The sequence below is a fragment of the Microcystis sp. M061S2 genome (assembly GCF_020245605.1).
Classification (GTDB): Bacteria; Cyanobacteriota; Cyanobacteriia; order Cyanobacteriales; family Microcystaceae; genus Microcystis.
Window position 1 is genome coordinate 1 of the sequence record NZ_JADBUP010000074.1, and the last position, 25,717, is coordinate 25,717.

A 25,717-nucleotide genomic window follows, 5' to 3' on the forward strand; every position below is an offset into this window, starting at 1 on the left:
CGGTAGTGTTGACAACACTATCAAACTCTGGAATGTAGAAACAGGCCAAGAAATCCGCACCCTCAAGGGGCATGATAGCACTGTCTATAGCGTTAATTTTAGTCCCGACGGCAAGACTTTAGTGAGCGGTAGTGTTGACAAGACTATCAAACTCTGGAATGTAGAAACAGGCAAACTCTGGGATGTAGAAACAGGCGAAGAAATCCTCACCCTCAAAGGGCATGATAGCGCTGTCATAAGCGTTAATTTTAGTCCCGACGGCAAGACTTTAGTGAGCGGTAGTGTTGACAAGACTATCAAACTCTGGAATGTAGAAACAGGCCAAGAAATCCGCACCCTCAAGGGGCATGATGAGCTTGTCACAAGCGTTAATTTTAGTCCCGACGGCAAGACTTTGGTGAGCGGTAGTTGGGACAAGACTATCAAACTCTGGAATGTAGAAACAGGCCAAGAAATCCGCACCCTCAAGGGGCATGATAACCATGTCACAAGCGTTAATTTTAGTCCCGACGGCAAGACTTTAGTGAGCGGTAGTTGGGACAAGACTATCAAACTCTGGAATGTAGAAACAGGCAAAGAAATCCGCACCCTCAAGGGGCATGATAGCGCTGTCTATAGCGTTAATTTTAGTCCCGACGGCAAGACTTTAGTGAGCGGTAGTGTTGACAAGACTATCAAACTCTGGAATGTAGAAACAGGCCAAGAAATCCGCACCCTCAAGGGGCATGATGATCTTGTCACAAGCGTTAATTTTAGTCCCGACGGCAAGACTTTGGTGAGCGGTAGTTGGGACAAGACTATCAAACTATGGAATGTAGAAACAGGCCAAGAAATCCGCACCCTCAAGGGGCATGATAGCGCTGTCTATAGCGTTAATTTTAGTCCCGACGGCAAGACTTTGGTGAGCGGTAGTGCTGACAACACTATCAAACTCTGGAATCTTGGGACAGACTGGGGTTTAAGTGATTTAATGGGGCGTAGTTGCGATTGGGTGCGGGCTTATTTGCACAATCCTAATTCTGATGTTAAGGAGGAGGATAGGGGTTTGTGTGATGGGATTTGATCCCCCCCTGCCCCCCTTAAAAAGGGGGGAGAATTTAGTATCTGGGGAAATTTATCTAAATTTCGTTAAAATTATGATAGAAGGAATCGATCAGAAAAATGATGAATGAAAACTACCCGCTACTTTGAAGAACAAGTCTTGGTCAAAAGACCCTATCTTAAGCGAGAATGGTGTCAACAGGCTATCCAGAATCCAGTTAGACGAGAAATAGAACCAAATGGACGCATTCGTCATTGGTTATACATTCCCGAATTAGGAAAATACTTGCGAGTTGTCACTCTAGATGATGGAGAAACCATTCATAACGCCTTCCCAGATCGTAACTTTAAGGAGTAAAAAATGAAATTTAGTTATTATCCTGAAACCGATTCTCTATACATTAGCCTATCAGAAAAAACAAGCACCGATTCTCAAGAAATCGCCCCTGATATTGTTTTAGATTTTGATAGCGAAGGAAAATTAGTTGGAATTGATATTGATCAAGCTAGTCAAATTGTTGATTTAACTCGTTTAGAAACTGAATCTTTCCCCCTTAATTCTGTTATTTTAGCTCAATCAAAATAGTCTATATTAGAATCAAATAGCCAAAGAGATAACAAGGGCTAAAATCTCCATTTCTTTACCCGATGAACTGGTTAATTACCTAAACCAGAAAGTAGAAGATAAAAGCATTTTCATCGCCTCAATTTTACAACAATGGCGACAACAACAAGAAGCAGAAGAACTCGCCCAAGCTTTTTTAGCAGTAGATGAACTAGAATTAGGATGGACTGACGAATGGCAAACAGCAGCGATTATCGACTCGGAAGCATTATGGCTGAAGTAAAACTGAGTTCTAAACATCTAAACTCCTTAAAAAAATTTATTGAAGACGCATTAACCGAAAGACTGCAAGAACTTCAAGAAGGAATTAAGCGCACCCAAGAACGAATAACTTTTTTTGAAAATAAGTAGCTGGTTATAATTAAATTAAAAATGGATTTTAGCTTCGATCCCCCCTGCCCCCCTTGATAAGGGGGGTGCCGATAGGCGGGGGGATCCCCCCTTAATCCCCCCTTAATAAGGGGGGCATCTGATGATTTTTAACGCCTACCTACTTAAGTATCAAATGCAGACACAAGAATTTCTCAGACGATTTGAAAACAATGAATTGCAGCATACCTTAGACTTTGATGAATGGATGGGAGAAGCTTGGATGCTAGAAGCTTTACTGCAAGACAAAGAAGAAATTGAGGAGATAGAATTTGTTGATTAATGACTATTTTCAAGAGATTAGACATCTCATTGAAGCTTGTCCAATAGTTCAATCTTATAACCTCATTACTGATAGTAGAAGTCTTTATGTAGGGTTTGCTGAAAAAGTAGGGGCGAAGCATTCGGATAGAAAATCTCTGGTTTCACCGATAGGTTATTGCCCGAATGCTTCGCCCCTACAGGACGCGGGCCGATGAAGATGCAAGGTTTTGAACGACGATTCTCTCAAAATCTTGCACCTGTTTCGCTCGTAAAGCCACAAATTTGACAGAAAAGAATTTGATTCGTCGGGTTGATAAGGATATACAGTTCGGGTTTATAATGATAAAAGTTTATGCTTAGAAAATTAATTAGGGCTGGCTGAAAAAGTAGGGGCGAAGCATTCGGATAGGAAATCTACGGTTTCAGCGATAGGTTATGCCCGAATGCTTCGCCCCTACAGGACGCGGGCCGATGAAGACGCAAGGTTTTGAACGACGATTCTCTCAAAATTTTGCACCTGTTTCGCGAGAAAAGCCACAAATTTGACAGAAAAGAATTTGATTCGTCGGGTTGAGAAGGATATACAGTTCGGGTTTATAATGATAAAAGTTTATGCTCAGAAAATTAATTAGGGCTGGCTGAAAAAGTAGGGGCGAAGCATTCGGATAGGAAATCTACGGTTTCAGCGATAGGTTATGCCCGAATGCTTCGCCCCGAAGATGCAAGGTTTTCAACCACGATTCTCTCAAAATCTTGCACCTGTTTCGCAAAATAGGCCCCTAAAACCCTTACCTCGTCTATATTTCACATTTATTCAGCAAGCCCTAATTACACTCTTTAAAAAAGTTTCTTTATTTCGACAGTAGCTGTCAGTATCTCTCGTAATTGTAGCGTTTAGAAATGCCTAATCTTAACCAATTAACCAAGCGAGAAGGTATGAGCAACCCTTCTCGCTTTATTATAACTAAACCAACGCCTCCACAGCTTGCGGAACTACTGCCGTCTCGGTCGTGGTCGTGGGATTTTCCCCTAGGTAAATTCCCAAAGAACGGGCTGTTTTGACGATAAAACCATTAGGATCCACGGGATAGGCACAGCGATGCTCTTGATGACATTGTTTGATAATTTTGATCACTGGTTTCAGGGGCAAACTACGCACTTGTCCCCCGCGCCAAATCACCACGCGATCGAGTTTTCCCTGTTCAATTAATTCTACGGCCTTAATGCCGAAAGCCGTGGCTAACAGTCGATCCATGGCCAAAGGAGGACGACTTCTTTGCAGGTGTCCCAAAGACATGGCCCGCACATCCATGGAATTGAGATAACAGAAGACGGGATCGGTAACGCACAAAGAGCGAGTTTTGTCAAATATTAATTTTTCTAAATAATCGGCAATATACTTCTCTTTTTGGTTATCTTCGTTTTTAACACCCTCAGAAATCACAATAAGAGCGAATTTACGACCTTGAGCGCGTAATTGTGCCAAATGACGACAACAACCGTCGATAATTGCGGGAGTGAGAGCCGGGGTTAATTCGGGAATAAAAATCGCATCGGCCCCCCCGGCAATTCCGGCATGAAGGGCTAAATGACCGGCATCTCTACCCATCACCTGCACAATCATCACCCTTTCGTGACTAGCGGCGGTAAAGGTGAGATCATACAAAGCTTGAGTAACGATATCGACGGCAGTGGTAAAACCGACTGCCCATTCCGTATAGGGAACGTCATTATCGATGGTTTTGGGAACCGCGATAATATTCCAATTGCCTTTCTGGGCGAGATCGTAGATGATATCGATGCTCCCATCGCCCCCGACGACGATCAGGGCATCTAATCCCAGCATTTCGTATCCTTGCAGGATTTTCGTGGCAATTTCTGGGTTTTCGGGATGTCCTTTGCTCAAAGAACCCAAAACACTACCACTAAGAAACTGCAAAACGTCTAATCCTTTCAAGACCCCGGGTAGGTTATAGCCATGCTGAGTCAGGATCAAATCTTCGGGGTGATATTTTCCCTCGGCAATCTGCATAAAACCGTCGGTCCCGTAGGGAATGCCGTACACATCCCAACCCTTGAGTTTTGATGATTTCACCACGGCACGAATTACCGCGTTTAACCCTGGGCAATCGCCACCACTGGTCAGAATGCCGATTTTTTTCTTTTGATTCTCGTTCATGGTTATATCCTCCAGGATTTTTTTTTCGTTGTCGGGAGTCAGTATTAAGGAGTCAGGAGTCGGGAGTCAGGAGATTATTTTTATTTATTCTCCCTGCTCCCCACTCCCCAATTCATAATTCATAATTCATAATTTCCCACTCCCCACTTTTATTTACTGGTGGTTTGAAAACGTTTCCAAACAGGTTCGTAACTTTGCAGAGCTTTCATGTACTGTACCCGTTCAAAAGCAGTGGGATCTGGGCAATTCATTTGACTCATACTGCCAATTAACTGCTCGATCGATTCATACTCATTTTCTTCCAACCAATGCAATAAACCCTGTTCGATCTTGATAATTTCCTCCAAACCGTGGCGTAATAAAACACTAACTAACATAGTCACTTTTGCCCCCACCATCATCATTTTGATCACGTCGATGGCGTTATGAATACCACTGGTAGCGGCAAAATCCGTCGGTACACGACCGTAAAGCATGGCAATCCAGCGCAGGGGTAAACGCATCGCTTGGGGATTACTGAGGATAATATTGGGGTGAACATCTAAGGTTTCTAAGTCGATATCCGGCTGATAGAAACGGTTAAATAATACCAACCCATCGGCCCCTGCTTCCGCTAATTGTTTAGCCATATTGGCCGTATTGCTAAAGTAGGGACTTAACTTCATCGAGACGGGAATCGATACCTCCGATTTGACAATTTTGAGGATATCAATATAGTTTTGTTCGACGTGATTTCCGGTTAATTCCAGGTCGTTGGGAACATAATAAACATTCAACTCCAAAGCATCAGCGCCCGCTTGTTGAATTTGAATGGCATACTCCAACCATCCCCCAGAGGTCTCACCGTTGAGACTGGCAATAATGGGAATATCGACCATTTCTTTGGCTTTGCGAATATGGTTGAGATATTCGTCGGAACCAACGTGAAAAACCTCCGGTTCGGGAAAATAAGTCAAAGCTTCCGCAAAACTCTCGGCTCCGTGGGTAAAATGATGGTGTAAAGCCAGTCTTTCGTGTTTAATCTGCTCCTCGAAAAAGGAGTGTAAAACCACGGCAGCGGCCCCAAAGTCTTCCATTCTCTTGATATTGTCGATATCCTCGCTCAAGGGTGCGGCCGCACCGATGACTAGCGGCGATCGCAATTGTAAACCCATGTAGGTAGTGTGTAGATTCATAACTATTCGTTGCTCCCTGTACCTTTTGCTGCTAAATACTGATACATTTGCCAGCGCGTATCCACATCTGCTTGTGCTTCTTTGAGCAGACGTTTAGCTTCCTCCGGCTTACTGGTGGCCAACATCTTAAAGCGATTCTCCGAGTAGAGAGTTTGCGCTACGGTAAGCTTAGGCGCACGGCTGTCCAATTGTAGGGGATTTTTGCCTTCTTTAGCTAAATCGGGATGATAACGGTACATTAACCAGCGACCGCTTTCCACCACTTCTTTTTGATGGTTCATGGCGGTGGTCATGTTGATCCCGTGAGCAATACAGTGAGAATAGGCGATAATTAACGATGGCCCGTTGTAAGCTTCCGCTTCTAGGAAAGCTTTGATAGTTTGCTCGTTTTTTGCCCCCATAGCCACGCTGGCCACATAGACGTTACCGTAGGTCATGGCCATTAAACCGAGGTCTTTTTTCGGTCCTGGTTTGCCACCAGAAGCAAATTTAGCTACGGCGGCCCGAGGAGTAGCTTTCGAGGCCTGGCCGCCCGTATTCGAGTAAACTTCCGTATCCATGACCAAAATATTCACATTGCGACCACTGGCTAAAACGTGATCTAAGCCACCATAACCGATGTCGTAGGCCCAACCGTCACCCCCGACAATCCAGACGCTTTTCTTGACCAGATAATCGGCCACGGATAACAACATTTTCACCTGCGTGGTCGGGGTTAATTGCCCTAAACGGGATTTTAAGGCCTCTACCCGATGCCGTTGTTCGTAAATTTCCGCTTCATCGACTTGGTGACAATTGAGAATATCTGCCGCTAGACTTTCTCCGATTTCACTAGCGAGGGTTCCTAACAGTTCGGCGGCAAATTCTGCCTGTTTATCGATGGAAACTCGGAATCCTAAGCCAAATTCGGCATTATCTTCAAAGAGGGAATTCGACCAAGCTGGACCGCGACCTTCGGCGTTAACTGCCCAGGGTGTTGTCGGTAAATTACCTCCGTAGATAGATGAACAACCGGTGGCATTAGCCACTATCATGCGATCGCCAAATAGCTGACTGACTAATTTAACGTAGGGAGTCTCACCACAACCGGCACAAGCGCCGGAAAACTCAAAGAGAGGTTCCTGCATTTGCTGATGGTTAATTTTATTGAGATTTAGGCTTAATCGGTCTGGATTAGGCAAATTAAGGAAGAAATCCCAGTTAACTCGTTCCTGTTCCCGCAGGGGCAATTGGGGAGCCATATTAATCGCTCTTAGACGTGGTTGCGATTTGTTTTTAGCGGGGCAAACATCAACACAGAGACCGCAACCGGTACAATCTTCGGCGGCCACTTGGATGGTGAATTTTAGCCCTTTCCAGTCGTGATCCTTGGCATTAGCGACTTTAAAGGTTTCCGGGGCCGTGGCTAATTCGGCCTCATCATAGACTTTCGAGCGAATAACGGCGTGGGGACAAACGAGAACGCATTTACCGCACTGAACACAGACATCCGCATCCCAAACGGGGATTTCTTGGGCAATATTGCGTTTTTCCCATTGGCTAGTGGCGGTGGGATAGGTCCCATCGTTGGGAAGGGCGCTAACGGGCAATTCATCCCCGTGACGGGCGATAATTTTGCCGAGGACTTCTCGGACGAAAGCGGGTGCAGTGTCGGGAATTGGTGGTCTTAATTCAAAAGCTTCAGGGGTGACAGTGGCGGGAATTGGGACTTGATAGAGGTGTTCTAGGGCAGAATCCACAGCTTTGATGTTCATCTGCACGATTTCTTCGCCTTTCTTGCCGTAGGTCTTGCGGATAGCTTTTTTGATTTGTGCGATCGCCTCTTCCCGCGACAAAACCCCCGCTAGGGCAAAGAAACACACCTGCATGACGGTATTAATCCGACTGCCCATCCCCGCTTCTTTGGCTACTTGAGTGGCATTAATTGTATAAACTTGCAGATTTTTGTCGATGATAGTTTGCTGGAGATGGCGGGGTAAGTGACTAAACACCTCCTCCGGTGGATAGGGACTATTCAGGAGAAAAATTGAGTTCGATTTAGCGGTTTCTAGCAGGTCAAATTGTTCGACAAATTCCCACTGATGACAGGCGATAAAGTTAGCATCGGTGATTAAATAGGTAGAGCGAATCGGATGGGGTCCAAAGCGTAGGTGAGAAACGGTGACAGACCCAGATTTTTTGGAATCATAGACGAAATAACCCTGGGCATAATTATCAGTATCTTCACCGATGATTTTAATTGAATTTTTGTTAGCTCCCACCGTACCATCGGAACCTAAACCGTAGAAAACCGCCCGCACTACTTCGTCCGGTTCGGTGGAAAAACTGCGGTCATATTCCAGACTGGAAAAGGTAAGATCATCAACGATACCAATAGTGAAGTGATTTTTCGGTTTGTCGAGACTTAAGTTATCAAATATACCAGCAATCATGGCTGGAGTAAATTCTTTGGAAGATAAACCGTAGCGTCCTCCCACAATTTTCGGCAGCTTGCCTTCGTACTCTTCCATAAAGGCATTTACCACGTCTAAATATAGCGGATCGCCCCCAGCACCGGGTTCTTTACAGCGATCTAAAACGGCTATTTTTTTCACCGTGGTGGGCAGAGCTGCCAGTAATTTTTCGGCGGCAAAGGGACGATAGAGACGAACTTTTAAAACCCCAACTTTAGCCCCATTTTGATTGAGATAATCGACGGTTTCATGGACGGTTTCCCCTCCCGATCCCATTAACATAATCACTCTTTCGGCATCGGGCGCACCGTGGTATTCATAGAGATGGTATTGCCGTCCTGTTAATTGGGCAAAACGATCCATAATTTTTTGAGTGATATCGGGACAAGCATGATAGAAAGGATTGACGCTTTCCCTTGCCTGGAAATAAACATCGGGATTTTGTGCCGTGCCTCGTAAAACCGGTCGATCGGGAGTTAAAGCCCTTTGACGATGGGCAATAATTAGGTCTTCATCGATCAGTTCTTTGAGAGTTTCATCGCTAATTAATTCGACTTTTTGCACCTCATGACTGGTACGAAACCCATCAAAAAAGTGCAGAAAAGGAATCCGCGTTTCTAGGGTGGTAGCCGTGGCAATAGCCGCCAGATCTTGAGCTTCTTGAACGGAATTAGCCGCTAACATAGCCCACCCCGTACTTCTGGCAGACATGACATCACTATGATCCCCAAAAATTGACAACCCTTGGGCTGCTAAAGCACGGGCCGCCACATGAACCACTGAAGAGGTTAATTCCCCCGCAATTTTGTAGAAGTTGGGGAGCATTAATAATAATCCCTGCGAGGAAGTGAAAGTAGTAGTTAAAGAGCCTGTTTGTAGCGCTCCGTGCAGGGTTCCCGCTGCCCCACCTTCGCTCTGCATTTCGATTACGGAAGGAATGGTTCCCCAGAGATTAGCTCTGCGTTCGGCTGCCCAACTATCGGACCATTCACCCATAGGCGAGGAGGGAGTGATAGGATAAATAGCGATTACTTCACTGAGACGATAGGCAACGCGTGCAACAGCTTCGTTACCGTCTATGGTTGCATAGGTTTTTGTGGTCATGTGTTCCCCTTAGTTTTTACGATATTTGTCGGGATTTTAAGTTTTTTTACGGCTCAATTTCGCACTAAATATCCTCTCGTTTCCCTGACAACCGAAGGATCTTCTTTGAGCGTCGCTTTTGACTCCCTATCTACTATTGGACGCTTACGGCAGACAGGCTTAAGTAGAGCGATTTTTCTGTCTCCACCTCGATCATTATCCAGATTCTTGGCTTTCTAGCAATTCGTTATTTTTTCTTAATACGCTGCTGAGTTTGCCAGCAACCGACACTGGGATTAATTAATATTGAGAATTGATAAGTAATCGTGCAGAATTAATTTCCTAAATTTTTGATTTTTGCCAGCGGTCTCAATAACCAGTTGATTTAGTCGGCCGATGAAGTTAAGATGTACTAGGTTGAACACAAATGAACTAAAGTACAAATTATCTTAACCCAAGGATAGGAAAATAGATCATGACTAACCTCGAAACCCTTACTCAAGCGCAACAGGAGTTGTACGACTGGCTAATTGAGTATATTCGCACTACTCAACACGCCCCTTCCATCCGGCAAATGATGCGAGCGATGAATTTACGCTCTCCCGCACCGATTCAAAGCCGTTTAGAACGTTTACGCGCCAAAGGCTATATTGATTGGACAGAAGGAAAAGCACGCACCCTGCGGATTCTCAAACAACCAGTGCAAGGTTTACCGGTTCTAGGTGCGATCGCTGCAGGTGGTTTAGTGGAACCCTTCACCGATGTGGAAGAAAAACTCGATCTTTCTAACCTGTTGCAACGCAGTCAAGACTGTTATGCTCTGCGGGTTTCTGGAGACAGTATGATCGAGGACCATATTGCCGATGGGGATCTGGTGATTATGCGTTCTCTCACCGGCAATGAAGCGGTGTCCAATGGGGAAATCGTCGCCGCTAGAGTGGAAGGCCACGGCACTACTTTAAAACGTTTCTACCAAGAAGGAGAAATCATCACTCTCCAACCCTCCAATCAAAAATATCAACCAATTACAGCCAATACCGAACAAGTACAAGTACAAGGGGTTTTGGTTGGTGTTTGGCGCGGTTATTAGCCAAAACTGGGGCGCACTTAAGCGCCCCGATAATTTGACTTTTGTTCTGCTGGCTTTTTTTTAGTTTGTCATCGAGTCCTTCGCTCTGGGAAAAGAATCGGGTTGGCAGACATAGGATAATATAAGGGTTTTAGCCTATCCCGAACTCAGATGTCTTAACTTTTATGCCCAAAAAACAGAAATATCCCCATCTCTTGGGATCAAAATGGACGGCAAAACAAAAAACATGGGGCTGGCGACATTTTCAAGTGGTCAATCGTCAAAATCGCGGTCAATGGGTTTTTGCCGAATTAGTCGCTTCCTGCGATCCGACTGTCCGCTTCTGGATTAATGCTAAACAGTTGCAAGACGCGAATCTCTGGCAATCAGGTTGGCAAACCCTAACGGAAATGAACCAACCGGACAGCGCCGACGAGATTATTGTTAATTAAGTAGGTAGGCGTTAAAAATTATCAGATGCCCCCCTTATTAAGGGGGGATTAAGGGGGGATCGAACCTAAAATCAATTTTTAATTTAATTATAACCAGCTACTTAAATGCAGTACAGCCTATTGCTGTTCCATAAAAGTCCGCACCGTACCATCGGAACCAAGAACCAGACGCAATTGGGGATTACCGGGGATATCGAGGGGAGAAACGAAAGGTTGATTGAGCAGGGGCATATTAGTGCGATCGAGATAGATTTTCGCCGCCTGTCCCAGGGGAATAATCTGTTTTAGGGAACCATCCTGATTTAAGACCAAACGGTACTCTAGAGTATGCTTGAGACTTTCTGGCGGTTGCCAACGGGATTGAAAATATTCTCTGGTTTCTGCCACTTGGGGAATTGTATCTAGTAAATTCGTCTCTGGGGCTTTAGCGATGCTTGTGGGCGGTTTGGGGTCTAAATTGACATTTTCAGGGTTAATAGGGCTTAGAGGCGGTAAATTGGGCAATTTTGGCGGTGCTGGAGTCGGATTCATCGTGGTGGGGGGAAGATTTGCCAGTGCATTTGTACCCTGAGCGCTGGTGACGGGGGGGGCAGTAATCGGGATGTTCTGATTATTCGGTTCAATTATGATCGCCGTGCCGCCAGGGAGCGAACCTGTGACTGGTGGCGGCGGTAAAGTGGACGGCGGAATCACTAGGGGGACGCTAGAGGGGCGCACTGGGGCTGGAACGGTTGCCACGGGTGGCGGTGGCGGTAAAGGGGTTTTATTGCCCAAATTTGCCGGTAACTGCGGGTTTGGGGCGGCTGTTCCCGTGGGGGGTAAAGGCAGCGTTGGCAAGGGTTGGGGAATCTTGGCGCTATTGGGATCGGTGGTTAAATCATTGTTGACTGCTTGTTGCTGTTGATAAAATGCGATCGCTATTCCCCCGATAGTTATTAGGGCTGAGGCGATTAATCCCGTCCACATCAGGGCATTTTTTCGAGTTTTCTGGCGAATTAATGGGGGTATTAGGGGGCTTTCATGGTTATATTCCCCTAAAGCATTGGCTAGATCGAATAATTGCGATGTGGTTAATTCGATCTCCTGTTTATCTTGATCGGTTAGCAGGGAACCTAAAAATAATTGATGCTGGAGAAGTCCCTGACAATGGAGAGAGGGTAAGGAGGGAAGATGACTTTCGGGGGAACCACTAGCCACGAAAGAGAGGCTAGAAACAGGACTAGAGAGTAAATTCTGCACATAATTAGCGACAATTTCCCCTAGGAGTTGTAATTGTGTGCGATCGCCTTTGATCGTCACCTGTTTTTCCTCACTCAATCTAGGATCATCAAAGCGCAATTGAAAGTGGGCATCGTTTAAGACATTTTTACCTAGCCAAACCGCTAGAGGCGAACTATTTCCCCAAATTTCTAGGGTACAGGTGGGGGGTGTATATTTGCGAATTAGATTACTCATTTTTAGTTATCGGTGGGAATTATGAATTATGAATTATGAATTATGAATTATGAACTGGGAAGCTTTTTTTCAGTGTTGCCAAAGGCACGGCGTAGCCGTCCAGTAAACAGTAAACAGTAATCAGTGAACTGAAAACTTACATCTGATAACTTACATCTGATAACTGATAACTGATAGCCTTTTTACTTTTTACTTGCCAAAAGGGTGTGCCAGAGAAGGAGATGACTGCGGGGGCTGCTGTAGAACAATAAATCGATTAATAATTTCCAAGCTAGGGAAGTTAAGCTAGAATCAATGAGATTATTTTCCGATATTTCTGGGTATTTTAAGCGAAAATTATCAATATAATTGCCCAAAAGCGTGGTTTTGACCGGTTCTTCTCCTTGAGTTCCCACTTGTTCCAAGAGAATTACAGCGCGACGGATTAACTCTTGCTTTTTTTGGGCTAGATGACAGAGGAGGAGAACTAGAGAACGGATGTCCGCTAGGGAAAGTTTTGACTGGGGTTGCCAGTGGTGGGCAACTAGGCGATCGCTTGTATCTGCATCTAAGGCTAATTCTTGGGCTGCTTGGGTGATAGACTCGGAGTCTAAATTAGCTAGAGAGACTAAAGCCGCCAAAATCAGGTTTAAATAGCTATTAATACTCTCTAACTGCTCGTTACTGGGTGAGATAGCTAGGGGTAAATCCTCACCCGTGGAGGACTCGGCAGACTGAGGCATAGTCAAGGACATAGATAATAAGGAATTGCCAGCAGAAAAACTTGGGTTTAGGAGAAAAAATCACTGGTTCTAAAGTGTCATAATAATTGAGATTGTTCTTTTCTTGCACGTCCGCTCACCGATTGCCTCCCACCCAATGAGTTTAGAATCCGCTACCGATGAAGTCATTAAGCAAAATTTGGAACAATTTCTAATTGTTTTGTCCGTTTCCTTGAGTGTGGCCACGGTTTCGAGGATTTTTAGCTGGTTTCGCCAAATTCCTTACACCCTATTGTTAGTGATAGTCGGTTTAGGTTTAGCCTTTATCGATATCCGTCTGGTGAACCTATCCCCCGAACTGATTCTAGAAATTTTTCTGCCCCCTTTGCTATTTGAAGCCGCTTGGAATACGCGCTGGCGAGATCTGAAGGATAATTGGATTCCCGTCAGTCTTTTCGCTATTGTCGGCGTAATTATCTCGATTTTCGGGGTTGGTTTTACCCTAGATGAATTGACCAATTTACCCCTATTTACGGCCTTATTAGTGGGTGCGAGCCTTTCTTCTACGGATCCCGTCGCTGTTGTCGCTCTTTTTCGCGAATTAGGGGCCAGTAAAAACCTCACCGTGCTTTTGGAAGGGGAAAGCTTATTTAATGATGGGGTTGCTGTCGTCGCTTTCGCTCTTTTGGTGGAAATTCCCCTCGGTGCTAGTGGTCTATCCTTGGAGACAACCATTAGCCGGATTGCCGCTTTTATCGGTATCGGGGTGGCAGTGGGTTGTTTAGTGGGTTTTGGTATCTCCTATCTGACTCAACGTCTGGATTTACCCCTAGTGGAACAGTCTTTAACTCTTGTGTCCGCCTACGGTGCTTATCTATTAACCGAGGAGTTTGGGGGTTCGGGGGTAATCGGAGTGGTGACTACGGGGATTATTTTGGGTAATTTTGGCTCTCGAATTAGTATGAGTCCCCGTACCCGCCTATTAGTCACGCAATTCTGGGAGTTTCTCGCTTTTTTTGTCAATTCGATCGTTTTTCTCCTCATCGGCGATCAGATCCGTCTCTCCAGTTTAGCCGATAATCTCAATTTAATTTTTATCACGATCGCCGCCGTAGTAGCAGCCCGTTTTTTGGCTACCTTTGCTTTGGCAACTGTTAGTAATGCCTTGATGGAAACTAAAATTAATTGGCGGGAAAAAACGGTTTTATGGTGGGGAGGTTTGCGCGGTTCCGTTTCTATTGCCCTAGCTTTAAGTGTGCCGGTTATTTTTCCCAATCGTCAGGATATCATCGATATCGTCTTCGGAGTTGTTCTCTTTACCCTTTTGGTTCAGGGATTAACTATTCAAACTTTCCTATCGAGATTAGACTTGATCGGTGATCAACCAATTCGAGAAAACTATGCGGAACTTTTAGCCCGACGGGTAGCTTTAAAAAGAGTTTTAGACTATCTTTCTAAATTAGATAAATCTCCCGATGTTGCCCCAGAATTCTTTAGTTATGAGCAGCATCTTGTCAAAGAAAAGTTAAAGACCGTAGAAGCGGAAATACAATCTCTCAACGATAGTTATCCCCAATTACAGCTATTAACAATGGAACAACTTCGGGAAACCCTCCTAGATATCGAAGCTGATACCTACGCTGAATTTATTCGATCTGGCCGTTTAACTAGCAATTTATCCCCCGTCCTCCAAGAAATTCTCGCTGAAAGTAAAATTAGTGAACAGTAGGACTATTTTGGGGTATATACAATCAATCTCAATTCTCCTAACGATCAACGACTGGGTTTTATGACAAAAACCCCTCCAATTAATGAAGGGGTTTTTGTGGGGTTTTATGGGGGATTTTAGGAGACTTTTGTAGTTTCTTTTTCAGTGGATTGGGAGGGTTTTAGTTTGCGTTTGAGGGTGGAAGCTGCGCCAAGTGTTCCGAGTGCGAGGAGGCCGAGGGTTGAGGTTGGTTCAGGTACTTTTGTTGAAGCTGCAATTGATTGAAGTTCAAGCGTGGACTCGAAGGACTGATTGTTACGGATTAGATTTGTGACAGGGATTGACGTTCGTCCAAAAAGTTCAGGTGGGGAGTGTGGATTATCAGCTATAAAGCTGATATAATCTTGGATAAATTGAGATGACAAATTAAAGTCAGTAATCTCAAGTCCGCCGAAAATATTATTGCCGAAAGGGGATAAGGCTTCGTCGTCAATTAGGAGACTGGGAATATCCGCAGTCAGAAAGTTTTGTCCATTTTTCGATATAGTTAGAATCCCGTTCTTGAATAGAAAGCCGTTTCCAATCGGTCCACTTAGTGTTAAATCTGTTACACTCATCGTCGCTCCAATTATTGGATCACTAACGAACATAGGGTCGAAAGTTTCGTTACCTACAAGGTTAGCAAAGTTGAATGTAACATCTGTGAAAGAAAGTTTTCCTGTTGTACTATCAAACCTTATCTTAGGCGCAATGCTATCCACTAGTATTGCTCCGCCTTCGGGAGAACCGAATTTGAGATTAGGTAGAGGTATTTCGGGAGCTTTTTGGACACAAAGATGTGCAAATGATCCAGAGATATTGTTGATAGGTAAATTACTGGCTCGGAAGTCAATACTCACGATGGGTGGGCAAAAATCTAAAGTATATTTGGCAGATATAAGTTGTGGATTGTTATTGTTTCCTAGAAGAGGAGACATAGTTTCTGGAGTAAATTTTTTTTGACCATCCACATCAACGTAATCAAAGAAAATTGTCAGATTTGTCGAGTTTTCATTACGGTTTGTAGCCTGTCCCACAAAGCTAAAAATTTTCCTGATTCCGCTTGGATTGTTTAGGAAAGGCTGAAATTCTCTTGATTCATTTGGATTGAGATTAAAGCTGTCTCCTGGAATCGGACCACCAGGAATAGGTTCGACTTGTGCTATAGCAGCCTCTGGGATAAACAGAACTAGGGAGAGCAAAAGAGATTTTCCGAGCAGAGATTGTATTTGCATTGGTGTTTCTCTGAATGTATTACGAAATTAACTATTTTCAAGTGCGATTGCCCCCCTCGCAGCTAGGTCAAGCAACACTTCAACCCAGCGCCAAAAGGAGATGACAAAAGGATACACATTACCCCCCCCCGCACTGTAGTCTAAGCTACAATTTAATAAATCTTTATATTCTTCTCCCTGGCTTAGGGATTCATAGGGGAAAGAGTCTCAGGTATTTTCCCCTGTTTTACTGCTTCTCAGGCGACCGATCGCCTTCCGTGAGGGATTGTGGCGCGGTGTGTCAGATTCGGTAATAGGGTTCAAAATTTCGCTAACATTGTTAAGTAGCTGGTTATAATTAAATTAAAAATGGATTTTAGGTTCGATCCCCCCTGCCCCCCTTGATAAGGGGGGTGCCGATAGGCGGGGGGATCTGATGATTTTTAACGCCTACCTACTTAGGTGATTATTTATTATGAGTATGTCGAGAGAGGAACAATTAAAGCTCCTTGGTCAGATGAAAGATTCTGATATCGATTATTCAGATATAGCTGCTACTGATGCCGAATTTTGGCAAGAAGCTACTGTAGAAGCTGCCCGTTGGATGGTATCGAGGGAAACGCCCATCGCCAGTAGGGGCAATTCATGAATTGCCCCTACTCCGTACCTACCAACTGGGTTTTAAGTTTTATGATGCCTTACATCTGGCTTTTGCTGAAGCGGGGGGCGCTGATATTTTCCTGACCACCGATGACAGGCTGCTGCGAAAAGCTCAACAATATAGAGATTCAATTAACGTAATGGTAGAGAATCCCTCGCTTTTAGCGATGGGAGTGTCAAAGGAGGATGGCAATGAAATTAGCTGAACTGAGAAAACAAGGATATCAAGCTTTAGTTGACTCTTTAGGGGTGGTGGGAATGCTCCGCTTCCTGCAACAATTGGAAGTCGGCCATGGCGATTAAACCGCCGAGCGACACCAGTGGTTAGATGAACTGACCCTCGCCGATTTTCAGAGCTACGTTCAACAAAAGAAAAGTATCAATGGTGGGGAGTTAGGGGGTTAGAAGGCAGAACTGGCTCTTCTGGTTTCTGTGTGGAAACGAGGTCTATACTGATAGAATATCCGCCAAATAGCGCTGAAAATCTTGCCCGATAAGCATTTCACGATTCCATAAGCAAAAATTATCAGACAAAATCGAGAAGAGCCATTAATTCTGTCGGGGTGATTAGAAAGGAATATCGTCTAAATTTTCCTCCACCGATGTGTCGCTAGGTTGCCAAGCGGAAGGATTAGAAAGTTCATAGGATGCGTCGTATTCAAAATCCCCGGTGGAGACAGGTGCGACGGGTTTTTCCACCTCGGTTTTATTCGATTTGTGGGTATTGATTGGCACGACTTTTTCCGGAGTCGGGGCTGCCATTTCACCGCTACTCATGCTGCCGTCAAGATGATAGAGATGACTAATGACTAATTCGGCCCGTTTTTCCTTAAAACCTTCGGGACGATCGATCATCTGCATGGAGAGACGACCTTCTAAAATTACCTGATCACCTTCGTGATAATTCTGAGCGACTTCTGAGGCTAAATTTCCCCAAGCTACGGCCCTTAAATTAGTCGGGGTTGCCTCGGCACGATTGGGAGAAAACTCGACTAACATTTGAGCGTAGGGAGTTTGATTATCTTGGGTATAACGTAATTCGGGACGACGGACAATTTTAGCCATTAAAATGCAACTGTTCATGGTCGAAAATCAGTCTGAATTTTTCTAATAGCACCATTGTACTGAATAAGTACAATGATCACCACTGGGGAGGTTGGGGAATTTTATGGGACTCTGGTTAAGAAAAAATCTCTTTAACACTTGGTACAACGTCATCTTAACCCTTGCGGGTCTATTTCTCAGCCTCTGGGGTGGTTTAAGTTTTCTCGATTGGTCGATAAATCGGGCAAAATGGGCTGTAGTGACGGAAAATCTCGGTTTATTCGTAGTCGGTCGTTATCCAGAACAGTCAATATGGCGAATTTGGCTGATTTTAACGATACTTGCGGCTTTATCGCTGTTTTCTTGGCAATTAAACCGGGGTCGCTTCCCCAATTGCCCCGCTTTTCTCCAACGCTGGTGGGGATTGCTCTGGTTATTGACTTTACCTTTAATCGCTTGGTTACTATTGGGGGGATTATTTTTAAAGGCAATTCCCCTCGATGATCTCAGTGGTTTAATCTTAACTTTATTAGTAGCGATCGCAAGTATGATTTTATCTTTTCCCTTGGGGGTATTATTGGCCCTGGGGAGACAGAGTGAATTACCGGCAATTCGTTGGCTATCTATTGGCTATATCGAATTATTGCGCGGTTTACCTTTGTTGGGAATTTTATTCATGGCTCAGGTGATGTTACCTTTAATTTTACCCGCCGGGACGAGACCGGAACGGGTGATCAGAGCGATCGCCGGATTTACCCTTTTTGCAGCAGCCTATCTGGCCGAAAATGTCCGGGGTGGTTTACAAGCGATTCCCAAAGGTCAAATTGAAGCGGCCAAAGCCTTGGGTTTAAAACCGATTTTCGTTTTATTATTGATCGTTCTACCCCAAGCTTTAAAAGCGGTCATTCCCGCTATTGTTGGTCAATTTATCAGTTTATTTAAGGATACTTCTCTACTGGCGATCGTGGGACTGGTGGATCTCCTGGGTATGGCAGGCTCGGTTTTAGCTAATCCGAAATTTATCGGCGATTATCCAGAGGTTTATCTATTTTTGGCGTTTATTTACTGGATTTTCTGTTATTCTATGTCCCTAGCCAGTCGTAGGTTAGAACAGCGTTGATTGGGGTGTGGGGTGATGGGGAATTATGAATTATGAATTATGAATTATGAATTATGAATTGGGGTATGGGGAGAACAAATAAAAATAATCTCCTGAATACTGACTCCTGAATACTGTCTCCTAACCCCACCAACAGACTTATTCAGCACACCCTACCTGGCTTTTTGTCATAAATATTGATATGATTTAACAATCAGCAGCAATTTATGGTAAATATATTTATTTAGGAGAGCGAGAAAATGGCTGGATTCTTTGGCCTGTTTGGCAATAAGACGAAATACGTCGATGAACCGATGGATATGAGCGCACCGGAACCGAAAGAGGCTTTTTACTTGGAACCCGATGACGCTAAAACTCTCGGTGATATCGACTTTATGCGGACACCGATCACGATCCGACGTACTTTCCCGAAAACTGCCTCGAATAAAAAGGGTGGCGAATCAATTAAACAGATTTCTTCTATGGAAGTCAGCAAAGTCACCGATAACGGTATTGTGGCAAAATCGGCGACTTCCGAGGCTAATAGTAAGGCTAACGGCGCTAATGATAACGTTCGTCGCGCTAACGATGACAATATCAATCCTTTCCTGAAAATGGCCCGCGAAATCAAGAAATAGTATAGTAAGGTGAGCATTGGCCACCCTTGAGAGCAAACTTTGGTGGGGAAAGCCCACCTTTTTTATGACCATTATTAACGGAAAAACCAAGTTATTAGGCGTAATCGGCGATCCTATCAGCCATACTCTTTCTCCCCTCATGCACAATGCCGCTATCGATGCCTTGGGGCTAAATTATGTCTATCTTCCCCTACCGATCGCGCCAGAAAATTTAGCAACGGCGATCGCTGGTTTGGCTGCCATCGATCTACAGGGTTTTAGCGTGACGATTCCCCATAAATTAGCAATTATTCCCTTATTATCGCAAATTACCGAGAAAGCCAGGCTAGTGGGCGCAGTTAATACCGTCTGGCGCACGGAAACCGGTTGGCAGGGAACGAATACCGATGTGGATGGCTTTCTCGCACCCTTGAAATCCCTTGACAAAGATTGGAGTCGGGTGAATCCAGTTATTTTAGGCAATGGCGGCGCCGCCCGGGCGGTGGTGGTGGCTTGCGCCCAGTTGGGCTGTGGCGAAATTCATGTGGTAGGACGCAATCAAAAGAAATTAGATCCTTTTAAAGAAAGTTGGGCGAATACCAGCCTCTATGACCTCCTAGAAGTGCATAGTTGGGACGAATTAGAGGGGCTGGTATCCACCACAGAACTCCTGATTAATTCTACCCCGATCGGAATGTCCCCCCAGGGCGAACAATCCCCTGTTGAGTTAGAATTATTAGACCTTTTACCCCCATCGGCGATCGCCTACGATCTAATTTATAATCCCCGGCCGACGAAATTTCTCCGGTTAGCCCAGACTAGAGGGATAAGAATTATTGATGGGTTAGAAATGTTAGTTAATCAGGGAGCGATCGCACTAGAAATCTGGTTAGGTCAACCCGTCCCCGTCTCGGTCATGCGGGAAGCTTTGTTAAAACAATTCTAAATGCTAAAATCCTATTTCTGGCTTTATTTATGCCCCCTTCTAGTTCCTTTTGGAAAACTCTGAATAACTCGATTCTAGTACGCTATCTATTATTATTTGGCTGTGGCTGGAGTCTAATTATCTTAATTAACTATTTCTACGGGATGATCGCTATTTTTACCGGTTCGGCAGTCCTGGCCGCTCTATTAAATTATCCCGTGGTTTGGTTATCCCGTTATCTACCGAGAGGACTAGCCATTGCTATTACCACCCTAGTAGCTTTTATCCTCCTATTTAGATTAGTCACAGGCATAGGATTAGAAGCGGTTAATCAGGGGAGAGGACTACTATTCAATCTTACCGATGCCCTTAGTCAAAAAGATTTTTTACCCTTTCAAGACTTTCTCGATCGATTAGATTTGAATAAAATGGTGGGAAGCTTACAAACCGGTTTAGCCACGGGTTTATCGCTCGTACAGGGAGTTTTTTCCAGTGTCTTTACGGGCGTTTTCGGGGCGGTAATCAGTGTTTATATGCTCATCGACGGTGATAAACTCTGGCGAAGTTTTTTGCAACTTCTCCCCATAGCATACCGGGAGCGTTTTGCCAAGTCTTTTCGACAAAGTTTTCTGGGATTTATTCGCGGGCAACTGTTGTTAATGCTCTTTTTATCGGTGACGAGTTTCTTAAGTTTTTCCCTATTAGGAATCAAATATGGGCTAATTTTAGCGAGCATTCTCGGTGTTATCGATGCTATCCCTGGTATCGGGGCAACCTTGGGCATTTTGTTGGTAACTATCTTGACTTTTACCTCCCAGGGACTAGCAATTGCCGTTAAAGCTTTTATTGTCTGTGTTGTCTTGGTGCAAATTCAAGATAATATTCTTCGCCCTAAAGTTATGGGTAATGCCCTAGAATTAAACCCAGTAATTTTATTTTTATCTCTCTTTATCGGCGAAAGAGTTGCGGGATTATTAGGAATTTTTCTCTCCATTCCTATTGCTGGAATGATTGCGATCTGGATCGGATCGAGTGAAGAAAAACCAATAACAGATTTAGAGGAAAATCAGTTAGGAGAAAGTCAGGAGAATTAAGGGCTGATCCCCAGTCTCTACTATACAATTAGAGAAATTTGTTATCCACAACACTCGATCGCTACCTATGGAAAACCTAGATTTAAAGAAATCCTCGCCCCTCTTATTTATCTCACCGTTTTTTCTCTGGGGAACAGCGATGGTAGCGATGAAGGGTGTTATCCCCCACACCACCCCCTTATTTATGGCGGGAATTCGCCTTGTCCCCGCCGGAATGTTAGTTTTAATAGTAGCTTGGTTTTTAGGTCGTCCTCAGCCCAAAACCCTGCAAGCGTGGCTATGGATTGCCCTTTTTGCTCTGATGGATGCCACTCTTTTTCAAGGTTTTCTGGCATTGGGATTAAATCGCACCGGGGCAGGATTAGGTTCGGTAATTATTGACTCCCAACCCCTAGCGGTGGCTTTAATGTCGAGTTGGCTATTTAAAGAAGTTATCGGTGTCTGGGGGTGGTTGGGATTGGGTTTAGGAATTGGGGGAATTAGTTTAATTGGCTTGCCCGATCAATGGTTTTATGACTTTTTTGGACAAAAAGCGGTAAATATTGACTTTAGCTGGCAGGAATTACTAAATAGCGGCGAAATGCTCATGCTTTTGGCTTCCCTATCCATGGCGGTGGGAACAGTGTTAATCCGGTTTGTCTGTCGTCATGCGGATCCCGTCAGCGCCACAGGATGGCACATGATTTTAGGGGGATTGCCCCTATTTTTAGCTTCAGGTTTCACCGAATCCCATCAATGGCAAAATATCGATTTAAATGGTTGGTTAGCTTTAAGTTATGCCACTATTTTTGGTAGTGCGATCGCCTATGGAATATTCTTTTATTTAGCCGCCAAGGGCAATTTAACCAGTTTAAGTTCTTTAACTTTTTTAACTCCGGTTTTTGCCCTCACTTTCGGGAATTTATTCCTCGGTGAGATGTTAAGTGTATTGCAATGGGTGGGGGTATCTTTAACCCTCGTTAGTATTTATTTAATCAATCAAAGGGAAAGAATCGCCCCACAATTGCGGGCAATTTTTGCTAATCTTTCCTCACTTATACCCAAAAGCAACTAACTCAATCCTGAGATAATATAGTTAGTAGCGATCGCTATTATTGCAGAAAGCGGCGACTAAACTACCGCGACGAAAACAACCCACCTGACAGTAAACCTCGTCCGGTTGCAAACAGGCAACGGCTAGATTGAGCAGGGGAAAGAGATTGCGATCGGGATAGGAGGCGGTTTTTGGGCTTAAAAGGGTTAATTGCTCGGAAATAGGCGACATCAAAGGCGATCCCCAATCCTGATACTGTTGGGGCAGTTTTTCTAAGAATTTCTGTAAATCCATACCTTAGCTCTTGCAAAAGTGACGATCCTCACCCCTTAATCATAGATCGTTATCTTCGGGATGAAGTCACTGCCTTAATTGTGGAAGAGTGCTAATCTGATCTATTAGCCCATCAGCACAAGTAGACCAACTTCTGATATGCCCTACAACTGCTTCCAGATCAAATTTTGGGGAGTACGGGGAAGTATTCCCTGTCCAGGTTCGGAAACGGTTCGTTATGGTGGTAATACTTCCTGTGTGGAGATGCAAGTCGGTAGAGAAAGATTAATCTTTGACGGTGGTACAGGGTTACGCATCCTAGGACAGTCTTTGATGGCAGAAAGTCCAGCGAAAGCCCATTTATTTTTCACCCACTCCCATTGGGATCATATTCAAGGTTTTCCTTTTTTTACCCCTGCTTTTATCAGGGGCAATACTTTTAAAATCTATGGGGTTCCCTCCCCCAACGGGGCAACCATCAAGCAAAGATTACACGATCAGATGTTACATCCTAATTTTCCCGTGCCTTTGCAGATTATGCAGGCCGATTTAGAATTTTATGATCTAGAAATCGGCGAAACCCTCCACTATGGCGATGTCAGCATCGAAACCCGTCCTTTAAACCATCCAGGAGAAGCGGTGGGTTATCGGGTAAATTGGCGGGGTTTATCGGCAGCTTATATTACCGATACCGAACATTTTCCTGATCGCTTTGATGATAACGTTTTGGCTTTAGTCCGGCAAGCGGATGTGATGATTATTGATGCTACCTACACCGATGAGGAATACAACGATCCTAAGTATTCTAAGGTGGGTTGGGGCCATTCCACTTGGCAGCAAGCAGTCAAAATCGCCCAGGCAGCGCAAGTTAAGCAGTTAGTTCTATTTCATCACGATCCCGGCCATAATGACGATTTTCTCGATCGCATTGGTGAACAGGCAAGAAAGATTCTGCCTCAAACTATTCTCGCCCGGGAAGGCCTCTCGATCGAACTGCGACCGGGAGATGATCAGATAGATGAAGCGTAACCTAAGTCACTGTTCCCACCATGAAGATAACTGCTCCCCGTGAGCGCAGATAAGATAGAATGATATAACTTCATCTGGGATTTTCTCTGATGCCATATTATAAAAATGTCCAATCAATCCTCACCTAACTCTAGGGAAATACAAGCAATTTTTGATCAGATCGCTCCCGAATATGACCGACTTAATCAAGAATTAAGTTTAGGATTACACCGCGTCTGGAAATTAATGACAGTCAAATGGTGTCAACCCAAAAAAGGGGATTTTGCCCTCGATATCTGTTGTGGTAGCGGCGACCTGACTAACCTATTATCAAAACAAGTGGGTAAAACCGGCCAAGTGATCGGACTAGATTTTTCCCCACAACAATTAAAAATCGCCCGTCAACGTTTTAGCGCCACTAATATTAACTGGATGGAGGGGGATGCCCTTAATTTACCCTTTGCCGATTCTAGCTTTGATTGTGCCACTATTGGCTATGGATTACGCAATGTGGTGGATATTGCCCAATGTTTGGGGGAATTATACCGAGTCCTGAAACCGGGCGCTACAGCGGCGATTCTGGACTTCCATCAACCCACCGAAACCATCGCCAAATTATTCCAAAACTGGTATCTCGATCATATCGTCGTTCCCGCCGCCGAGCGCTACGGTTTAACTGACCAGTACGCTTATATTAGTCCGAGTATCGATCGCTTTCCCCGGGGCCCAGAACAGGTAAAATTAGGCTATCGGTCGGGATTTTCCAGCGCCGTTCACTATCCACTCCTAGCAGGACTGATGGGAGTGTTAGTCTTAAAGAAATAACTCACTCACATTTCCGTTTATTTTTTGCTGCTAAATTGAATCTCCCTACTCTTTGGACATGGATCTTACCGCCGATCGCGGGGGCAATTATTGGCTATTTTACCAACGATGTAGCCATTAAAATGCTATTTCGTCCCTACAAGGCGATTTATATCGGTAAGCGTTCTCTTCCCTTCACTCCGGGGTTAATTCCTCGCAATCAAGATCGATTAGCTGTCCGGGTATCGGATACGATCATGGGTTCCCTGTTAACTCCCGAGGAACTACAAAAACTGGCTAAACGACTCCTCGACACCGAAAGGGTACAGGGGGCGATACTCTGGCTGTTACAATTAGCTTTAAAACAAATAAAAGGCGATCGGCAAGCAAAAACCGCCGAGATTTTGGCGGCGATTCTTCACGATTTATTCGGGGAATCTTTAGCGAGATTACTAAAAGTTTTAGCCCGACGGCAGGACTTTTTAGAAAAACAGATCAATCAAATTTTTGATCGCCTAGTCTTAGAATTTTCTCTCAGTGAACAACAGGCGCGACAATTCTCCGATTGGCTATTAGAAACCGTCCTACCTGCTGATGTTATCCGTCTAGCTTTAATCGATTTTTTAACCGATCGCAATATTCAAGTTATCGATGAAGGATTTCGGGAAAAAACCAGTGGAACCTATTGGGTAGTAGCCAATTTATTCGGTTTACGCAATGCCCTCGCTCGCTTACGCACTTTTTGCCTTGATGAAAAGGATTTAGCTAATACCAGAATCAAAGAATTATTACTATCTTTAGAGATGCGTAATCGTCTGAAAAACTGGTTACAAAGTATCTCTTTACAAAATTTACCTATCTCCACTGTCAGACAATTGCGTAAAACCACCAGGGACACGGTGCGAATTTATATTCAAGAAAGTGGCGAACAATTTCTGCAAGATTTTGGACAAACGATCGACTGGGATCAAATCGCTAATTTAATTATTAATCGTCTGCAATCTTCGGAGTCAATGACTACATCATTAGGGGTAATTAGTCAAGAGTTAGCGTTAATTTTAGAGCGTTATTTAGAGGAAGATTTAGAGAAATTAGTCGCCCAAATTATCCCAATTCTCAACATCGATCAGGTAATCCGCGATCGGGTAAATGCCACTTCCCCTGCTGATCTGGAAAATGCTATTCAAGGCATTGTTAAACAGGAATTACAGGGAATTGTTAATCTCGGTGGGATTCTCGGTCTTCTGGTTGGACTAATGCAAACAGTTATTTTGATTGCACAGAATAGAGGGTAATAATTGGTGGGTTAACTTAGTTTAACCCACCGGAATCA

26 protein-coding genes and 1 pseudogene are annotated in these 25,717 nt (G+C 44.3%); 19 read left to right on the forward strand and 8 right to left on the reverse strand.

Annotation, left to right across the window (positions count from 1 at the left end):
• The 6 genes from IM475_RS13000 to IM475_RS13020 all read left to right on the forward strand — a co-directional run.
• The coding region (locus IM475_RS13000) for a WD40 repeat domain-containing protein (protein ID WP_287727839.1) at positions 1-1,063 on the forward strand (1,063 nt) is incomplete at its 5' end.
• 105 nt (positions 1,064-1,168) lie between these two features.
• Complete coding sequence (locus tag IM475_RS13005; RefSeq protein WP_002742722.1) at positions 1,169-1,399, forward strand: hypothetical protein; 231 nt, start codon at positions 1,169-1,171, stop codon at positions 1,397-1,399.
• Positions 1,400-1,402: 3 nt separating this feature from the next.
• The gene (locus tag IM475_RS13010) at positions 1,403-1,627 is read left to right on the forward strand and encodes a DUF2283 domain-containing protein (RefSeq protein WP_002742721.1); all 225 of its coding nucleotides are present in this window, start codon (positions 1,403-1,405) and stop codon (positions 1,625-1,627) included.
• Between the two features lie 49 nt (positions 1,628-1,676).
• Positions 1,677-1,889, forward strand: a complete 213-nt coding sequence (locus IM475_RS23165; RefSeq protein ID WP_502865672.1) for a hypothetical protein — start codon at positions 1,677-1,679, stop codon at positions 1,887-1,889.
• Positions 1,841-2,017 carry a hypothetical protein gene (locus tag IM475_RS13015; RefSeq protein ID WP_287727841.1) on the forward strand — a complete coding sequence of 59 codons (177 nt, stop codon included), beginning with the start codon at positions 1,841-1,843 and terminating at the stop codon, positions 2,015-2,017. The genes IM475_RS23165 and IM475_RS13015 overlap by 49 nt, the downstream gene beginning before the upstream one ends.
• A gap of 121 nt (positions 2,018-2,138) precedes the next feature.
• Positions 2,139-2,318 carry a hypothetical protein gene (locus IM475_RS13020; protein ID WP_002758288.1) on the forward strand — a complete coding sequence of 60 codons (180 nt, stop codon included), beginning with the start codon at positions 2,139-2,141 and terminating at the stop codon, positions 2,316-2,318.
• 945 nt (positions 2,319-3,263) lie between these two features.
• On the opposite strand, the gene IM475_RS13025 is transcribed toward IM475_RS13020, so the two are convergent.
• From IM475_RS13025 to nifJ, 3 genes are all read right to left on the reverse strand, one after another.
• Positions 3,264-4,478: an ATP-dependent 6-phosphofructokinase gene (locus tag IM475_RS13025; protein ID WP_287727843.1), complete on the reverse strand. Its 1,215-nt coding sequence runs from the start codon at positions 4,476-4,478 to the stop codon at positions 3,264-3,266.
• A gap of 149 nt (positions 4,479-4,627) precedes the next feature.
• The gene (locus IM475_RS13030) at positions 4,628-5,653 is read right to left on the reverse strand and encodes a dihydroorotate dehydrogenase-like protein (RefSeq protein ID WP_287727844.1); all 1,026 of its coding nucleotides are present in this window, start codon (positions 5,651-5,653) and stop codon (positions 4,628-4,630) included.
• A gap of 2 nt (positions 5,654-5,655) precedes the next feature.
• Positions 5,656-9,210, reverse strand: coding sequence for a pyruvate:ferredoxin (flavodoxin) oxidoreductase (gene nifJ / locus IM475_RS13035; RefSeq protein ID WP_287727845.1), 3,555 nt, complete (start codon positions 9,208-9,210; stop codon positions 5,656-5,658).
• Positions 9,211-9,664: 454 nt separating this feature from the next.
• Here nifJ and lexA point away from each other — a divergent pair, with 454 nt between their 5' ends.
• A complete protein-coding gene (gene lexA, locus IM475_RS13040; RefSeq protein WP_079209078.1) occupies positions 9,665-10,279 on the forward strand; it encodes a transcriptional repressor LexA in 615 nt (204 codons plus the stop codon).
• A 164-nt stretch (positions 10,280-10,443) separates the two neighbouring features.
• Positions 10,444-10,710 (forward strand): TIGR02450 family Trp-rich protein, encoded by a 267-nt coding sequence (locus IM475_RS13045; RefSeq protein WP_002737176.1) that lies wholly within the window; start codon positions 10,444-10,446, stop codon positions 10,708-10,710.
• A 117-nt stretch (positions 10,711-10,827) separates the two neighbouring features.
• Here the strand turns inward: IM475_RS13045 and IM475_RS13050 are convergent, their stop codons facing one another.
• Positions 10,828-12,165 (reverse strand): DUF4335 domain-containing protein, encoded by a 1,338-nt coding sequence (locus tag IM475_RS13050; protein ID WP_287727846.1) that lies wholly within the window; start codon positions 12,163-12,165, stop codon positions 10,828-10,830.
• A gap of 182 nt (positions 12,166-12,347) precedes the next feature.
• On the reverse strand, positions 12,348-12,887 hold the full coding sequence (locus IM475_RS13055; RefSeq protein ID WP_123230464.1) for a DUF3038 domain-containing protein: 540 nt from the start codon (positions 12,885-12,887) through the stop codon (positions 12,348-12,350).
• 136 nt (positions 12,888-13,023) lie between these two features.
• Here IM475_RS13055 and IM475_RS13060 point away from each other — a divergent pair, with 136 nt between their 5' ends.
• Positions 13,024-14,595 (forward strand): Na+/H+ antiporter, encoded by a 1,572-nt coding sequence (locus IM475_RS13060; RefSeq protein WP_002758276.1) that lies wholly within the window; start codon positions 13,024-13,026, stop codon positions 14,593-14,595.
• A gap of 116 nt (positions 14,596-14,711) precedes the next feature.
• Here IM475_RS13060 and IM475_RS23170 read toward each other — a convergent pair.
• Positions 14,712-14,837 (reverse strand): annotated as a pseudogene (locus IM475_RS23170) (PEP-CTERM sorting domain-containing protein); the annotation flags it as partial.
• 1,465 nt (positions 14,838-16,302) lie between these two features.
• On the opposite strand from IM475_RS23170, the gene IM475_RS13070 reads away from it, so the two are divergent.
• Positions 16,303-16,476 carry a hypothetical protein gene (locus IM475_RS13070; RefSeq protein WP_172456625.1) on the forward strand — a complete coding sequence of 58 codons (174 nt, stop codon included), beginning with the start codon at positions 16,303-16,305 and terminating at the stop codon, positions 16,474-16,476.
• Position 16,477: 1 nt separating this feature from the next.
• The gene (locus IM475_RS13075) at positions 16,478-16,693 is read left to right on the forward strand and encodes a PIN domain-containing protein (RefSeq protein WP_190723162.1); all 216 of its coding nucleotides are present in this window, start codon (positions 16,478-16,480) and stop codon (positions 16,691-16,693) included.
• Positions 16,694-17,054: 361 nt separating this feature from the next.
• Here IM475_RS13075 and IM475_RS13085 read toward each other — a convergent pair whose 3' ends face one another.
• Positions 17,055-17,570: a single-stranded DNA-binding protein gene (locus tag IM475_RS13085; protein ID WP_287727847.1), complete on the reverse strand. Its 516-nt coding sequence runs from the start codon at positions 17,568-17,570 to the stop codon at positions 17,055-17,057.
• 85 nt (positions 17,571-17,655) lie between these two features.
• On the opposite strand from IM475_RS13085, the gene IM475_RS13090 reads away from it, so the two are divergent.
• The 5 genes from IM475_RS13090 (at position 17,656) to IM475_RS13110 (ending at position 22,320) form a co-directional block, all read left to right on the forward strand.
• Positions 17,656-18,651, forward strand: a complete 996-nt coding sequence (locus IM475_RS13090) for an amino acid ABC transporter permease (RefSeq protein ID WP_287727848.1) — start codon at positions 17,656-17,658, stop codon at positions 18,649-18,651.
• A 239-nt stretch (positions 18,652-18,890) separates the two neighbouring features.
• A complete protein-coding gene (locus tag IM475_RS13095; RefSeq protein WP_287727849.1) occupies positions 18,891-19,268 on the forward strand; it encodes a hypothetical protein in 378 nt (125 codons plus the stop codon).
• Between the two features lie 64 nt (positions 19,269-19,332).
• The gene (locus IM475_RS13100) at positions 19,333-20,193 is read left to right on the forward strand and encodes a shikimate dehydrogenase (RefSeq protein WP_287727850.1); all 861 of its coding nucleotides are present in this window, start codon (positions 19,333-19,335) and stop codon (positions 20,191-20,193) included.
• 29 nt (positions 20,194-20,222) lie between these two features.
• Entirely contained in the window at positions 20,223-21,266 is a 1,044-nt protein-coding gene (locus IM475_RS13105) for an AI-2E family transporter (protein ID WP_287658269.1), read from the forward strand.
• A 67-nt stretch (positions 21,267-21,333) separates the two neighbouring features.
• Entirely contained in the window at positions 21,334-22,320 is a 987-nt protein-coding gene (locus tag IM475_RS13110; RefSeq protein ID WP_149986245.1) for a DMT family transporter, read from the forward strand.
• 21 nt (positions 22,321-22,341) lie between these two features.
• Here the strand turns inward: IM475_RS13110 and IM475_RS13115 are convergent, their stop codons facing one another.
• Entirely contained in the window at positions 22,342-22,593 is a 252-nt protein-coding gene (locus IM475_RS13115; protein ID WP_287727852.1) for a methyltransferase type 11, read from the reverse strand.
• Between the two features lie 138 nt (positions 22,594-22,731).
• Between IM475_RS13115 and IM475_RS13120 the strand changes: the two genes are divergently transcribed.
• The 3 genes from IM475_RS13120 (at position 22,732) to IM475_RS13130 (ending at position 25,679) form a co-directional block, all read left to right on the forward strand.
• Positions 22,732-23,601 carry an MBL fold metallo-hydrolase gene (locus IM475_RS13120; RefSeq protein WP_287727853.1) on the forward strand — a complete coding sequence of 290 codons (870 nt, stop codon included), beginning with the start codon at positions 22,732-22,734 and terminating at the stop codon, positions 23,599-23,601.
• Positions 23,602-23,706: 105 nt separating this feature from the next.
• Entirely contained in the window at positions 23,707-24,405 is a 699-nt protein-coding gene (gene ubiE, locus IM475_RS13125) for a bifunctional demethylmenaquinone methyltransferase/2-methoxy-6-polyprenyl-1,4-benzoquinol methylase UbiE (RefSeq protein ID WP_287727854.1), read from the forward strand.
• A gap of 35 nt (positions 24,406-24,440) precedes the next feature.
• Positions 24,441-25,679, forward strand: a complete 1,239-nt coding sequence (locus tag IM475_RS13130; protein ID WP_287727855.1) for a DUF445 domain-containing protein — start codon at positions 24,441-24,443, stop codon at positions 25,677-25,679.
• The last annotated feature ends 38 nt before the right edge of the window (positions 25,680-25,717 follow it).